The organism is Paenibacillus sp. CR_12, assembly GCF_041953985.1.
GTDB classification, from domain to species: domain Bacteria; phylum Bacillota; class Bacilli; order Paenibacillales; family Paenibacillaceae; genus Paenibacillus_AQ; species Paenibacillus_AQ lautus_A.
Genome location: NZ_JAVFHO010000008.1, coordinates 296,605 through 308,507, shown reverse-complemented (window position 1 = coordinate 308,507; position 11,903 = coordinate 296,605). Strand labels below are relative to the sequence as shown.

Annotated in this window: 13 protein-coding genes; 7 read left to right on the top strand and 6 right to left on the bottom strand. The window is 52.7% G+C overall.

Annotation, left to right across the window (positions count from 1 at the left end):
- Positions 1–98 precede the first annotated feature (98 nt).
- Both RB297_RS25195 and RB297_RS25190 read right to left on the bottom strand, forming a co-directional pair.
- Entirely contained in the window at positions 99–1,103 is a 1,005-nt protein-coding gene (locus tag RB297_RS25195; protein WP_096776366.1) for a FecCD family ABC transporter permease, read from the bottom strand.
- A 2-nt stretch (positions 1,104–1,105) separates the two neighbouring features.
- On the bottom strand, positions 1,106–2,146 hold the full coding sequence (locus tag RB297_RS25190) for a FecCD family ABC transporter permease (protein WP_096776365.1): 1,041 nt from the start codon (positions 2,144–2,146) through the stop codon (positions 1,106–1,108).
- Between the two features lie 151 nt (positions 2,147–2,297).
- Between RB297_RS25190 and RB297_RS25185 the strand changes: the two genes are divergently transcribed.
- From RB297_RS25185 to RB297_RS25175, 3 genes are all read left to right on the top strand, one after another.
- Entirely contained in the window at positions 2,298–3,314 is a 1,017-nt protein-coding gene (locus tag RB297_RS25185; RefSeq protein WP_096776364.1) for an iron-hydroxamate ABC transporter substrate-binding protein, read from the top strand.
- Positions 3,315–3,463: 149 nt separating this feature from the next.
- Entirely contained in the window at positions 3,464–4,168 is a 705-nt protein-coding gene (locus tag RB297_RS25180) for an RNA polymerase sigma factor (protein WP_375121732.1), read from the top strand.
- An 87-nt stretch (positions 4,169–4,255) separates the two neighbouring features.
- The gene (locus tag RB297_RS25175; RefSeq protein WP_277746760.1) at positions 4,256–4,630 is read left to right on the top strand and encodes a VOC family protein; all 375 of its coding nucleotides are present in this window, start codon (positions 4,256–4,258) and stop codon (positions 4,628–4,630) included.
- 153 nt (positions 4,631–4,783) lie between these two features.
- On the opposite strand, the gene RB297_RS25170 is transcribed toward RB297_RS25175, so the two are convergent.
- Positions 4,784–4,927: a hypothetical protein gene (locus RB297_RS25170; protein ID WP_009595787.1), complete on the bottom strand. Its 144-nt coding sequence runs from the start codon at positions 4,925–4,927 to the stop codon at positions 4,784–4,786.
- Positions 4,928–5,177: 250 nt separating this feature from the next.
- On the opposite strand from RB297_RS25170, the gene RB297_RS25165 reads away from it, so the two are divergent.
- Positions 5,178–5,930, top strand: coding sequence for an exodeoxyribonuclease III (locus tag RB297_RS25165; RefSeq protein WP_375121731.1), 753 nt, complete (start codon positions 5,178–5,180; stop codon positions 5,928–5,930).
- Positions 5,931–6,043: 113 nt separating this feature from the next.
- Here RB297_RS25165 and RB297_RS25160 read toward each other — a convergent pair whose 3' ends face one another.
- Complete coding sequence (locus RB297_RS25160; protein WP_375121730.1) at positions 6,044–6,943, bottom strand: LysR family transcriptional regulator; 900 nt, start codon at positions 6,941–6,943, stop codon at positions 6,044–6,046.
- A 145-nt stretch (positions 6,944–7,088) separates the two neighbouring features.
- On the opposite strand from RB297_RS25160, the gene RB297_RS25155 reads away from it, so the two are divergent.
- Complete coding sequence (locus tag RB297_RS25155) at positions 7,089–7,838, top strand: SDR family NAD(P)-dependent oxidoreductase (protein ID WP_015737046.1); 750 nt, start codon at positions 7,089–7,091, stop codon at positions 7,836–7,838.
- 222 nt (positions 7,839–8,060) lie between these two features.
- On the top strand, positions 8,061–9,251 hold the full coding sequence (gene fabV, locus RB297_RS25150; RefSeq protein ID WP_375121729.1) for an enoyl-ACP reductase FabV: 1,191 nt from the start codon (positions 8,061–8,063) through the stop codon (positions 9,249–9,251).
- A gap of 115 nt (positions 9,252–9,366) precedes the next feature.
- On the opposite strand, the gene RB297_RS25145 is transcribed toward fabV, so the two are convergent.
- On the bottom strand, positions 9,367–10,059 hold the full coding sequence (locus tag RB297_RS25145) for a GyrI-like domain-containing protein (RefSeq protein ID WP_192570810.1): 693 nt from the start codon (positions 10,057–10,059) through the stop codon (positions 9,367–9,369).
- A 95-nt stretch (positions 10,060–10,154) separates the two neighbouring features.
- On the opposite strand from RB297_RS25145, the gene RB297_RS25140 reads away from it, so the two are divergent.
- On the top strand, positions 10,155–10,649 hold the full coding sequence (locus RB297_RS25140; RefSeq protein WP_375121728.1) for a GyrI-like domain-containing protein: 495 nt from the start codon (positions 10,155–10,157) through the stop codon (positions 10,647–10,649).
- Positions 10,650–11,015: 366 nt separating this feature from the next.
- Here the strand turns inward: RB297_RS25140 and RB297_RS25135 are convergent, their stop codons facing one another.
- Entirely contained in the window at positions 11,016–11,873 is an 858-nt protein-coding gene (locus tag RB297_RS25135; protein WP_375121771.1) for an AraC family transcriptional regulator, read from the bottom strand.
- Positions 11,874–11,903 lie beyond the last annotated feature (30 nt).

The window sequence follows — 11,903 nt, the reverse complement described above, 5'->3', positions numbered from 1 at the left end:
AATATTCAAGCTCAGACGCATGATACAAAACAACGGCGATTTCCTCCTGCATAGACCGGGAGGCGATCGCCGTCTTTTTTTGTTAAACCCATTCCACCTTAATCCTTGATCAACAAATAAATAAAGTAGGGTGCTCCGAGACAGGAAACGACCAAGCCGACCGGGATTTCGGAAGGGGCCATCAGGTTCTTGCCGATCATATCGGCCACAAGCAGCACCAGCGAGCCGAGAAGCGCGGAGACAGGCAGCATTCCTTGATGACGGGGACCCACCAGCTTGCGTGCCAAATGCGGAGCTACGAGTCCGAGGAACGCGATGCCGCCGCCAACGGCGACGCAGGCGCCCGCCAGGGCAACGGAGATGAACAGCAGCGTTCTTCGCTCGCGCTCGACCGTAACCCCAAGCCCCGCAGCCGTGTGGTCTCCCAGGTTGAGCACATTCAAATTTTGCGATTTATATACCGCCCAAGGAACCAGGAACAGGATCCACGGAAGGATCGCAACGACATACTCCCAGCTTGCCCCCCAGATGCTGCCGGACAGCCAGATGGTGGCCTGCATGAAATTGTTAGGGTCCATCATCAGCTGGAATACGATAATCAGCGCCCCGAAGGCCGCGTTGATGCCTATCCCCACAAGCACCAGCCGGATCGGCGTGACGCCTTGCTTCCAGGCCAGCGAATAGATGAGGAAGGCGGCAAGAAATGCACCGACTAGCGCGGCAAAAGGCATGATATAGACGGACCATATGCCGGAACTGAACGAGCTTCCTTGAAAATAAAAAATATACAGTACGACGGCCAATCCTGCCCCGGAGTTGATGCCCAGAATGCCCGGGTCTGCCAGCGCGTTTCGCGAAACGCTTTGCAGTATGGCGCCGGAGACGGCGATTCCCGCGCCGATCAGGATGGCAATGACCATGCGGGGCAGGCGAAAGTGCATCAGGACGGTATAATTCTGTTCGGAACCTGTCCCGTTGAACGCTTTGACCACTTCGGCCAGCGGGATTTTCATCGTTCCCATATTCAGGCTGACCAGGAATACGGCAATGATAGCCAGCAGCAGGATCATGGATACGGAGATGATTTTTCTCGTTGTATTCATCGTTACAGCCCTCTCCCTTCGCGCCGTGCAAGATAGAGGAAGAAGGGAACGCCGATCATCGCCGTAATTGCGCCGACCGGCGTCTCGAACGGAGGATTGATCATCCGCGCACCCACATCGGCAAACACCAGCAGAAGTGCTCCCATGACGGCGGAGCAAGGGATGATCAGCCGATAGTCGGGTCCGACGATGAAGCGGACGATATGCGGGATGACGAGCCCCACGAATCCGATCGTTCCGCCTACAGCCACCGCTGCGCCTGTCAGCAGCAGCACAACGAGCGTGCCCAGGAACTTGACGGTTCCCGTTTTTTGGCCAAGCCCGGTAGCGACTTCCTCGCCCAGGCTCATGACGGTAATGGATCGGCTGAGCGCCAGCGCAATCAGCAGCCCGACGATGGCGACGGGGATCAGAAGTTTCACGTTCACCCATTGCACGCCCGACACGCCACCGGCATACCAGAAGCTGATATCCTTGGCAACGTTAAAGCGGATGGCAATGGCCGAGGATATCGAGCTCAGCAGCGCGGTAACGGCTGACCCGGCCAAGGCCAGCTTGACAGGCGTCAATCCCCGTTTGGATAACGAGCCGATCAGCAGCACAAGCCCGGCCCCCAAGCCGGCGCCTGCAAAAGATAACAGCATGAGCGCAGTAATGGATGGCGTCTCCATAAAGGCAAACCCGATCGACATCATGAAGGAGGCACCGGCGGTGACGCCCATAATGGAAGGGGAGGCGAGCGCATTCCTTGTCATGCCCTGCATGATGGCTCCCGATACGGCCAAGGAACCGCCGATTAGCGCAGCCGCCAAGGCCCTTGGCATTCGAAGTCTCTGGATAATCTGATGCGGGGTGGAATCGGCATCGAAGCGGACAAACGCCTCCCATATGGTGGACAGTTTAATGTTCGACGCGCCATAGATAATCGAAGATGCCATCGCGGCAACCAGCAGACCAAGCCCCAGGAGAATGACGGCCGCCGCTGTTTTGGGACGGTAAATGGATTTTGCGGTTGTTTTGTGATTGGGATGATTTGCCTGCATGTTCACCTAAACCTTTATGTTGATAAAAATATTGAAATAACGTATTGTAAATGAGAATGAATTTCATTATCATGGTTAGTGTTATTATATCACTTCATGCGTAGAATGCTAGTGATTGCGCCAAAAAAATATACATAGGGGGAAAGAAAAGATGAGTCTTTTCAAGAAAAAAATATGGATTATCGCAGGACTGCTGGCGGCTTTAACGCTGCTTGCAGCTTGCGGTAACAGCAAGGACGCAGCCGGTAACGAGCCGACGGGGACGCCAACGCCAAGCGAGCAGAACGGGGGCACCGAAGCCAAGCCGGAGGAAGGAAGCACGGAAGCGAAGACGGAACGAACGTTGACGGACGCCATGGGCCATGAAGTGAAAATTCCGGCTGAGCCGAAACGGGTGATCGCTTCTTACTTGGAGGATAACCTGGTGGCATTGGGCATTACCCCGATCGCGCAGTGGTCGGTCAAGGGCGGAAGCGTCCAGGATTACCTGCAGGATGCGTTAAAAGACGTGCCGACCATTGAGCATGATCTTCCTTTTGAAGCGGTAGCAAGCTTTCAGCCGGACCTGTTGATCATGGACTCCGCTTCTATGGTAGAAGGCAATAAATACAGCCAGTACAGCAAGATTGCTCCTACCTACGTCATCGGCAACGAAGTCAATAACGATTGGCGCGAAGAGCTGAAGAAAGTGGGCGAAATCTTTGGCATGGAGGAGGAAGCTCAAGCGGCGCTTGATCGTTACGAGCAGAAGGCCAAGGATGCCAGGGATCAAATCCAACAGGCGATCGGCGGTGAATCCGCTGCGGCTATATGGCTTGTCGGCGGCAAATTGTTCGTTGTCAGCGAGACGCTGTCCAGCGGCGCCGTTATGTACGGCGACTTGGGACTTACCGTACCGGGCGTGGTGAAGGAAATCTCGGCATCGGCTACCGGCAACTGGTCCTCCATTTCCCTCGAGAAATTGGCCGAGCTCGACGCGGATCATCTGTTCTTTATTAACAGCGACGGCGAAGGCGCCGAAGTGCTTCAGGATCCGCTCTGGGCGAATATTCCGGCCGTCAAGAACGGCAACATCTATGAATATGGAAAAGATACAAGCTGGCTCTATACCGGCACGATTGCCAACAGCCAGATCATTGATGACGTGCTGGAAAGTTTGGTGAAATAAACGCTGTCAGAGTGAACAAAGCAGCCGCCGCCCGATATTGTCGGGAGGCGGCTTTTTGGTATATGGATATGGATATGGGCTAAGATAACATGCAAACCTTGAGCAGGAAAACACGGGCACTCACAGAACTAGTTAGCGAGGTGGGAATCATGATGCCGAAGTATATGCCGGACTTGTCCAACATCCAGACCAAGCTGCACCGATACTGCAAGCGAATCTCGGGGGATCCATGGGAAGCGGAGGATCTGCTGCAGGATGTCATGATGAAGGTGATGCGGGCCGTTGAAACCGACCCTGGAAAACATCTATCCAATGCCTATTTGTTTCGCATCGCAAGCAACGCGTGGAAGGACCGACTGAGGAAGGATAAGCCCGGGATGAGGGTTTCCGAGAATGTGTTAGGAGATAGGGCGGCCGTAGATGACGGCTTATCCACCAGGGAGCTTTTGGAGGTCTTAGTGGACCGGTTATCGCCACGTGCTATGGTGATTTTGCTGCTTATGGACGTATTGGATTTCACGGCCAGGGAGACGGCCGAATTTCTCTCCATGTCCGAAGGGACGGTTCAGGTGTCGCTCGGACGTGCGCGAGCCAGGCTGAAGAAGCTGCATCGCATACAGCAAACAGGCGATGAACCTAAGCCACAGGAGAGAGACCCAGCGGGTACATCCGCAGCACTGGATATGGATGCGCTTGTGATAGCTTTTCGAAAAAGAGATCCCCAAGCGATTTGTACTTCGTACCTTCAACTGACCAAGCTGCGCATCAGAATAAGCAAATTGAGCCGGGTTGGCGGAGTCCTTGCATTTTATATGGAAGATCCGGATGGAAACGTGTGGAAATTTACGGAATAAAATTTGGACCCTGTTTGGTTTTAGCCCGAAATATCGTTTCTTATGTGTTGGAAGCTATTTAAGCAAATCAAAGAGGAGGAAGGTTGGTTGAAAAAATCCCTATTGTACGGCGTTGGCATTTTCGTACCGGTGAGTGATCTAAAGCGTTCGACGGCCTGGTATACGGAAATGCTCGGATTTGAAGTGATTCACACGGATGAACCGAATGCGGTTGTCATGCGAATGAACGATGAGAAGGTATCCTTTTGCCTCGTGCGTTCCTATGAGGTGAAGCAGCCGGAATTTCCCAAGAATGATTATGGTGTGGGGCAATATTTCAACCTGCATACCACGAATGTGAGTGAAATCCATCAACGACTGGTTGCCAAGGGAGCCGACGTGACTGAAATTGAGGATTTTGGCGGGTTCAAAGGATTTTCCCTGACAGATCCGGACGGCAACCGCTGCGGGGTGACGGAGTAGCGACAGCGAGGAGCAGAATGGTTATAACCGATCAGGCATACGTGTTCGTCCAGATGATCGAATAGGAAAAACACCCATCTCATTGCCTTGGCATGGATGGGTGTTTTAGCTGCGGTGATTATCGAATGGGCATCGACAGCCGTATCAATTCCATTATTCCTGATCCCGACAATGCTCTTCGGCCGCGGAGGTGAACTCCTCTTCGTTCTCGGAAGCCAGCTTGTCCCCGTATTGATCCAAACGTTCAGGGCTGCTGGAAGGGCCGTCGTTCTTAGGCTTGCTGTTTCTGCCAGTCATTTGCTGCACTCCTCCTTTCGTGGGATTCTCATCGATTGGGTGCGAAATGACCGCACTCCGTTTACGTTTATGTTGTTCCTGATTTGGGGCGGGATTATGCACGCAAGGCCTCATCTTATCGTTTCATGAAGTTATGATGAAAGGGGCGAAGCTTCTTGTTCGTTACACCCGTGACATGATACCATTATAGAATTTAGAAGATTCATAGATTCAACGCGCAAAACGATATGGATACCACGGAGGTTACGATATGAAGCTAGTATCATGGAACGTCAACGGATTGCGGGCCTGCGTTACGAAAGGCTTTATGGATTATTTTAATGAGGCGGATGCCGATATATTTTGCGTGCAGGAAACGAAACTGCAAGCGGGACAGATCGAGCTCGATCTGGGTCCGGAATATCAGCAGTATTGGAACTATGCGGAGAAGAAGGGATACTCGGGAACGGCGGTATTTACGAGAATCGCCCCATTGTCCGTTCGCTATGGCCTGGAGGAAGACAGCGAGCCCGAGGGCAGAGTGATCACGCTGGAGTTTGAGGGCTTCTATCTCGTGAACGTATACACGCCGAACGCGAAGCGCGACCTGAGCCGGCTGGATTATCGGCTGGAGTGGGAGGAACGGTTCCGCACTTACCTGCTTCAGCTCGACGAACGCAAACCCGTGATCGTATGCGGGGACTTGAATGTGGCGCACCAGGAAATCGACCTGAAAAATGCCAAATCCAATCATGGGAATTCCGGCTTCACGCAGGAGGAGCGCGGCAAAATGACCGATCTGCTGGCTGCGGGCTTTATCGATTCCTTCCGCCACTTCTACCCCGACCGTACGGACGTATACAGCTGGTGGTCCTATATGGCCAAGGTGAGGGAGCGGAATATCGGCTGGCGCATCGATTATTTCCTGACGTCTGCCCGTTTAGCCGAGAAGCTGAAGGATGCCGAGATCGACTGCCATGTGCTCGGAAGCGATCATTGCCCGGTGAGTTTGACGCTTGAGTAATTCATTAACATAATTACGGAGCTTGTTAAAAAACCAACCGGCGAACGGGGAGACTGGTATAATGCCACGACCCTATTTGCCGGTTGGCTTTTCATTCGGCGAACCTAAGCCCCTTATCCAATCTGATGCTTCAGCTTGTCCAGAAAGATCGACGCCGGCTTCGACAGGTGGTGGGTTCCGGGCTGTACCCACCCGAAGGAGGAAGCGGCGAGGCCGGGGGGCATCTCCAGCTCCAGCGTCACGATGTTTCCCGAAGGAACGGAAGTGAAGCTGGCAAAGGACAAGTCGACCCCTACAGTAACCGCCACATTCTCTTCGACGAGCTTCTGTATGACCCTCGTCTGGTTGGTGGAGAATAACACATCCATGTCCCCGTACTGCTCCTGGAATACATCCATCAGCTTGAACAGATTGTCATCCTTATACAGTACCAAGGGATATTCTCGGAGCTCATCGGGCGTGATCGATTGCCGCATGGCGAGAGGGGATTGGCGGCTGACCCCCACCACGAATTTGCTCTCGAGGAGCTTCCCGAAATGCAGGCCGCGATGCTGATGAATGATGGATTCATCAACGAAGATCAGACCGATATCCGCGTGATTCTGCTTAATATCCTCAATAATATCGAGCGTCGCTTTCTCCGTGATGTCGAGTTTGATTTGCGGAAAGTCTTTTTTGAACCGGATAATGGCATCGATGGACAGCGTTAAAGGCACCGGTACGGTAGCAATCCGCAATGACCCGCCAAGCAAATTAGAATAGCCTTCGGCCTCTGCCCTCAGCTCCTGAAATTGCTCCAAAATGGCATAAGCCTTCTGCAGGATCCGCTGACCTTCGGCCGTAGGTACGGCACCAAGCCGGGAACGGGTGAACAAAGAAAAACCGAACTCGGCTTCCAGGCTGGACACGGCTTGGCTCACCGCGGAAAGGGTGACGTTGCAATTCTGGGCTGCCTTGGTTAACGATCCTGTCTTGGCCGTCTCCACGATATATTCCAATTGTTCAAGATTCATATGGCTTTCATCCTTAAATAAAAGTTAAGTAACATTAATTATGTTTAAATTTACTTAAATATAACCCGGGATTACAATGAACACAAGGACATGGACACACAATGTTCAAATCATAACGCTATTTTACCCTAGGAGGTCATTGATAATGTCAGAACAACGTGTAGCGGTAATTACCGGTGGAGCGAGCGGAATCGGTCGCCAGGTCTCCCTTAAATTCGCAAGAAAAGGCGATCGCGTCGTCGTTGCCGATTTTAATGAAACTGCCGGGCAAGAGACCGTCGATATGATCAAAGCAGAAGGCGGCGAAGCTTCATTCGTTCAAGTCGACGTTTCCAAGCAAGAAAGCGTCGAGGCGCTTGTGGATAAAGCGGTTGAGCTCTACGGCCGCATCGACGTCATGCACAACAATGCCGGCATTGGCGGCGCCGGGCCGGTCCTTGAACAAAATATGGATCTTTACCATCGCACGATTAACGTGAATCAGCACGGGGTTGCCTACGGTATCATCGCGGCAGGCAGAAAAATGAAAGAACTGGGCATTAAAGGCGTTATCATCAACACGGCTTCCGTATTCGGCTTCTTGGCTTCGCCGGGAACATTTGCTTACCATGCGACAAAGGGTGCCGTCATCATGATGAGCAAATCCGCCGCGCTTGAACTGGCGCCATACGGCATTCGTGTCGTGGCTGTTGCTCCTGGAGCCGTCGATACACCGATCATCCAGGGTTATAAAGATTCCGGCATGCTGGATTCCATGAGAGCCAAAGTCATGGGCGGAGAATTGACGCAGCCCGAGGTGGTCGCCGATACCGTGTATCTCGTGTCGCTGGATGAAGCGGCTGCGATTACGGGCAGCGTGGTCATGGCCGACCAGGGCTATGCTTCATTCAAATAATCCGTTCGGTATTTTATGGTAGCAGATATAGCGCATTAAACATAAAGAACCTCTCTTTGGAAGGAATGCAGGCTGAAGCCTCCGTCACACCAAAGGGAGGTTTTCTTGATTTTCCCGTCAAAACATTTCCTCTCTCCGCTAAAAACAGTTAAAATAGAGGGGAACTTGGCAGACCATACATAAGGTATGAAACGACGGATACGAGAAGAGAGGTATATAAATATGATCATTAAACCTAGAACACGCGGATTTATTTGCACGACATCCCATCCTGTAGGCTGCGAAGCCCAAGTGCAGGAGCAGATCGATTATGTACTGAAGCAGCCTGGAATCGAAGGGCCGCGCAATGTGCTGGTCATCGGCGCCTCCACGGGGTACGGCTTGTCGGCCAGAATAGCTGCCGCATTCGGCGCCCGGGCGAATACCGTAGGCGTGTATCGTCCAAGCCAGGCCACCGAGAAACGGACCGCATCCGCGGGCTGGTACAATTCGGCCGCTTTCGAGAAGGCAGCGGATGCCGCCGGCTTGAAATCGTACAGCGTGACGGGAGATGCCTTCACGCAGGAGACCAAAGCCAAAACGGTTGAACTGATCCGCAAAGAGCTGGGCCAGGTCGATCTCGTGGTCTACAGCGTTGCATCGGCTCGCCGCACGCTCCCTGAAACAGGCGAGACGGTCAGCTCGGTATTGAAGCCGATCGGACCAGCGTATACCAACAAAACGGTTAACTTCCACACCGGTGAAGTGACGGAGGTTACGATTGAACCGGCAACGGAAGAGGAAGTGAGGAACACCGTTGAGGTCATGGGCGGCGACGATTGGGAATTGTGGATGAACGAGCTGGCGGAAGGCGGCGTATTGGCTCCTGACGTGACGACCATTGCGTTCTCTTATATCGGCTCCGAGATTACCAAGGCCATTTACCGGGACGGATCTATTGGACAAGCCAAGGATCACCTGGAGGCCACCGCGCTGAAACTGAACGAGAAGCTTGCCACCGGAGGCGGACGCGCATACGTTACGGTGAGCAAAGCGTTAGTGACTCAATCCAGCTCGGCGATTCCGGTCGTGCCGCTGTACGTATCGGCGCTGTACAAAGTCATGAAGGAAAAGGGGCTGCACGAGGGCTGCATTGAGCAGATTTACCGTCTGTTCTCCGATCGTCTCTATAACGGGCAAGAAACCCCGGTGGACGAGAAGGGCCGTATCCGTATCGACGATTGGGAGCTTCGCGAGGACGTTCAGGCCGAAGTAGCCGAATTGTGGAGCAAAGTGACCAGTGAAAATATCGAAGAATTGACCGACCTTGCCGGTTACCGCCGCGAGTTCTTCCAGCTGTTCGGCTTTGAAACCGACGGCGTGGATTATGATGCGGATGTAAATCCCGTGGTCGACAATCCGAAAGCCATTTAATCGAGCAAAGGCGAGCTCCGGAAAGGATCCGGGCTCGCTTTTTTATATCGCCAAGGGGTAAACCTGAATATGCGCATCCGCAGCGTACCATTTCCCGAAAGTGAAATTCTCTGATTCAGGTTATAGGGATGTAGATCTGGGTCTTCGAGGCATGCACCGAGGTTCTCAGCTCCAAGCTGTAGTGTTCGGGGTTCGGCATAAGTCCGCGTTGTTTCAGCAGCTGAAGAACATAGGAGTAGGACTGGTCGGTATCCTCCCGCTCGGAATGGCCCTCATGGGTGTACATCGCATACTCCTGCGTCGGCAGGGTTAAACCCACCATCCGCTCCGGCATATCCCGGATCGTGCTGACCTCGAACCCTGCTACATAATGATAGATCGGCTGCCGATTCAAAACAGCAGCAATAAACAAGGGGTTCGGCGTTTTATGGCGGATATAGGGAATCTCCTCCATCCGGTTTTGAAGCTCCTGCCACAGCCTGGGCTTGAGGGCCTGAGACATGTAATAGGCCGTGAAGGGGAGCTTCATCTCCAGGCCGACGATCAGCGTCCGCGGTTTGATGATCCGCTGAATGGTCTCGTTCGTCTGCTCGGATCGTTCCCGCTTCTGCCGAGAAGTCAGGATGGAATAGCCGCCATTCTTTCCTTCATTGGCGTATAAGGGAACGCCTAGCCGAGACAGTTCATGAAGATAGCGGAGCATCGTACGATACGAGACCGAGAATTCCTCGGCTAACTCGCCGACGGTGAAGTTCTGCCGTTCATACACTCGCTGCATGACGTTAAGGATCCGTTCGGTTTTGGGCATAAATCTGCTCCTTGAGTATTTTATATACTGTGACAGTTTCTGGCATAGTTCAAGTATATAATGAAACTAAAAAGAGGATAAAGGAGTATTTACCGATGAACATCGATCAACGAAATGAAGCAGCGGTTACGAGAAAGCCGGCATTTCAGGCGGTTGGATTGAAATGGGAGGGCACATTTGCCGAGGCAGGCGCGGGCGGAATCCGGGCGGTGCAGCGGACGCTGCAAGAGCGGCTCGCGGAGATTCCTCACGCAATCCATGCGGACACCCTGCTGGGGTTATCTTACCACGCGGCTCCCGGGGGTGAAGGATTCATCCATTATGCCGTCGTCGAAGTGGAGCGAATTGAGGAAGTACCGGAAGGGATGGTTACGATATCCGTTCCCGCATTAACCTATGCCGCTTGTTCCCATCGCAAAGGGCAGAGCATCGACCAATCTTACAACAATATCTATGCCTGGATTGCGGAACAAGGCTACTCGGAATACAACCCGGATCATTTAACGCATTTTGAACAATATCCGATGAGTCAAGACCCGTATACGGATGACCCTGAGTTTATGATCATGATTCCCGTTCAAACGGAATAGCCGGATCTGACAGGAACACCGCAGGCAACAAAGGACGGACTTTCTAGCCTTATATACAAACTTATGCGAAAAGCCGCAAACCGCTCTGATAAAGAGCGGTTTTTTTATATTTCCATCTTGATGCGCATGGAGGATATCTAGTTTATCCGCCTGCCGACGCGTTAATCAGTATAGAGTAAACGATTGATCATTTTGGGCCCTATCCGGTGCTCATCGGCACGGCGGCATTGTTAACGGCGGAATGGTTGGCGCTGGGGCTGTTTCATTTCGGCAGGAAAACTTGATGGGGACTCACTGCACCATAGTCGGCCGTGATTTATGACTTTTGATGCGGTGAGCCCCTAAACATGTCTTCAGCAGCAATACTTATTGCGCCTTTCGAATGACAGGAATCCATAATTCGTTCTTATACTCGTCCGGGGGAAGATAGCATTCGATTGCAGGCAGCGGCGCTAGATTGTAGGCATGGGACGGGATCCACTCGGTATAAAGACGCTTCCACATCTCCGCAATACGGCTCGGATTTCCTTCCAGCTCGAATACCGCCCATGCAGCGGCAGGGAAATGCCGCAACACCATCGGTTCCGGAGGATTATGCGTCGATACGACGGACATGATGTAGTCGAAATACTCGTTCTTCCCGTAGTCGCCGTCTGCACAAACCCCGAGAATTCCCCGGATGGGATGGTCTTGCGCACGATAGTTCCACAGCTTGTCGAAGATGCCTTCCGCATGGGCGTCTTTCCAGAGAAAAGGAACCTCTTCATAGGCGCGCTGCGTGCTTACTTGCTTCTTGAAACCGACAACGGAAAATGCCTTCATTTCTTCGATTCTGTAATTCATTTCGGCAGCCCCTCGCATGGAGAATTGAAAGGAGATGCGGGGATAGGCCTTCAGCTTGGTACCGGCTTGGCGAGCGGCCGTCGGCGTTGTGCCGTGCATGTACTGGAATGCACGCGCGAACGCCTCCGGGGAATCGTAGCCGTATTTAAGTGCAAGGTCGATGACCTTGATGTCGCTGTTTTGCAGCTCGTAGGCGGCCAGCGTCAATCTCCGTCTCCGTATGTATTCGGAGAGCGTGACATCCGTAACGAACGGAAACATGCGTTGAAAATGGTATACAGAGCAGCAGGCGATCTTCGCCGCTTCAGCGTAATCGATCTCCTCGGTTATGTGCGCTTCTATATAGCCGATGGCTTCATTCATCCGCTGGACCCAATCCATCCGGTCATCATCCTTTCTAAGATCAATATA

Bases quoted from the DNA above. Each gene is read 5' to 3' on its own strand.
- RB297_RS25195 (WP_096776366.1), bottom strand. From the start codon at position 1,103: ATGAATACAACGAGAAAAATCATCTCCGTATCCATGATCCTGCTGCTG.
- RB297_RS25190 (WP_096776365.1), bottom strand. From the start codon at position 2,146: ATGCAGGCAAATCATCCCAATCACAAAACAACCGCAAAATCCATTTAC.
- RB297_RS25185 (WP_096776364.1), top strand. From the start codon at position 2,298: ATGAGTCTTTTCAAGAAAAAAATATGGATTATCGCAGGACTGCTGGCG.
- RB297_RS25180 (WP_375121732.1), top strand. From the start codon at position 3,464: ATGATGCCGAAGTATATGCCGGACTTGTCCAACATCCAGACCAAGCTG.
- RB297_RS25170 (WP_009595787.1), bottom strand. From the start codon at position 4,927: ATGACTGGCAGAAACAGCAAGCCTAAGAACGACGGCCCTTCCAGCAGC.
- RB297_RS25165 (WP_375121731.1), top strand. From the start codon at position 5,178: ATGAAGCTAGTATCATGGAACGTCAACGGATTGCGGGCCTGCGTTACG.
- RB297_RS25160 (WP_375121730.1), bottom strand. From the start codon at position 6,943: ATGAATCTTGAACAATTGGAATATATCGTGGAGACGGCCAAGACAGGA.
- RB297_RS25155 (WP_015737046.1), top strand. From the start codon at position 7,089: ATGTCAGAACAACGTGTAGCGGTAATTACCGGTGGAGCGAGCGGAATC.
- fabV (WP_375121729.1), top strand. From the start codon at position 8,061: ATGATCATTAAACCTAGAACACGCGGATTTATTTGCACGACATCCCAT.
- RB297_RS25145 (WP_192570810.1), bottom strand. From the start codon at position 10,059: ATGCCCAAAACCGAACGGATCCTTAACGTCATGCAGCGAGTGTATGAA.
- RB297_RS25140 (WP_375121728.1), top strand. From the start codon at position 10,155: ATGAACATCGATCAACGAAATGAAGCAGCGGTTACGAGAAAGCCGGCA.
- RB297_RS25135 (WP_375121771.1), bottom strand. From the start codon at position 11,873: ATGGATTGGGTCCAGCGGATGAATGAAGCCATCGGCTATATAGAAGCG.